This is a genomic window from Okeania sp., from assembly GCF_983059655.1.
Genome location: NZ_CEZPJD010000651.1, coordinates 2,661 through 4,616 on the forward strand (window position 1 = coordinate 2,661; position 1,956 = coordinate 4,616).

A 1,956-nucleotide genomic window follows, 5' to 3' on the forward strand; every position below is an offset into this window, starting at 1 on the left:
GGCATTTTACCTGCTGCATGAGTCGAACAACTCAGACAAGGATCGTAAGCTCGAATACCTGCTTCAACTCTGTTTAACATTCCTTCTGGAATTTGATTATTGTGAATATAATGTTTGGCTATTTGAGTAACAGTTTGATTCATTGCCAGATTATTTTGACCAGTGGCAATAATCATATTTACTTTCTGAATAATCCCATTTTCATCTACTTTGTAATGATGGAATAAAGTACCTCTTGGCGCTTCACTAACTCCCACTCCTTCCAGACAGTTAATACCAGCAGTAGCGCGAGTGCGAGGAGAAACAATATCCGGGTCATCTATCAATTGTTCAATTCTTTCTAAACAAGCAATAATTTCGATCAAACGAGCATAATGATAGAAGAAAGAAGAAGTAGGAACACCACCTACCCGCTCTTTCATTTCTTTTAATTCTCGGTCTGCTTTTTCTGTACCTATCTGGGAACAAACATTTAAACGAGCAAGAGGTCCGACACGATAAATGCCATTAGGATAACCCATTGGTTTGTAATAGGGAAATTTCAAATAAGACCAACTTTCCACCGCTTCCCCTAAAAATTCCTGATAATTATCTTCGCTTAAATTATCAGCAACAATATTACCTTCACTATCAGTAAACCTGAGTTTTCCGCCGTAATGTTCCCAGTCACCATTTGCGCCAACTAATCCCATAAATAATGATGGAAATTTGCCAAAAACTTCAGCTTCAGTTTTTAATTCGTTATCCAACAAACTCTTAAACAAACTAATAGCAGTATTAGTAGTTTCAAAAGATTCTGGGAGACGATTTTTTATCCATTCTCGTCCTTCTTCAGATAAGGGAGAACGTACACCACCAGGTACTGCCCAAGCAGCATGAATTTTTTTAGCTCCTAACAATTCTATGACTGTTTGACCGAACTGCCTAAGTCGAATTCCTGCTCTAGCTAAATCTGGATTTTCCTCCATTAAACCAAAGACATTTCGTTTAGCTGGGTCGCTATCCCAACCTAATAGAAAATCAGGACTACTAAGATGGAAAAAACTCAAAGCATGGGATTGAGTTAACTGTCCTAAATTCATCATTCTGCGCAATTTTTCTCCGGCGGGAGGAACTTGCACTGCGAGAATTTTATCCCCTGTTTTGGCAGAGGCTAATAAATGACTTACTGGGCAAATACCACAAATTCTAGCTGTTATTCCTGCCATTTCTGTAAAAGGTCGCCTTTCACAAAATTTTTCAAAGCCACGATATTCTACGACATGAAATCTACAGTCGGATACTTCTCCAGCATCATCTAATATTACTGATATTTTGGCATGACCTTCGATTCTAGTTACGGGGTCGATGACTATTGTTTTAGACATAGTTTATTTTCTCCTTTATTAAATAAATAATCTCTAGATTTTGATAAATTTTTCAAGGCTATTTTTTTTGAGTAAGCAACTAATGTAGGTTGGGTTAAGCGAGAGCGCAACCCAACAAAAAGATGTATAGGTTGGCGTTAAAAATTTTCAAAAGGGAACAGGAAAGTAATTTTAGTAGGTTGGGTTAAGCGGCAGCGCAACCCAACAAAAAGATATCTAGGTTAGCCTTAAAAATTGTCCTTAATTAAAAGGAAACAGGAAAGTAATTTTAGTAGGTTGGGTTAAGCGGCAGCGCAACCCAACAAAAAGATATCTAGGTTAGCCTTAAAAATTGTCCTTAATTAAAAGGAAACAGGAAAGTAATTTTAGTAGGTTGGGTTAAGCGGCAGCGCAACCCAACAAAAAGATATCTAGGTTAGCCTTAAAAATTGTCCTTAATTAAAAGGAAACAGGAAAGTAATTTTAGTAGGTTGGGTTAAGCGGCAGCGCAACCCAACAAAAAGATATCTAGGTTAGCCTTAAAAATTGTCCTTAATTAAAAGGAAACAGGAAAGTAATTTTAGTAGGTTGGGTTAAGCGGCAGCGCAAC

At 37.4% G+C, this 1,956-nt stretch carries 1 protein-coding gene; it reads right to left on the reverse strand.

The features are described 5' to 3' along the window. Positions 1-1,367 (reverse strand): Ni/Fe hydrogenase subunit alpha (locus tag AC3DU7_RS25985; RefSeq protein ID WP_488042173.1); only part of this gene is annotated, 1,367 nt, incomplete at its 3' end. Positions 1,368-1,956 lie beyond the last annotated feature (589 nt).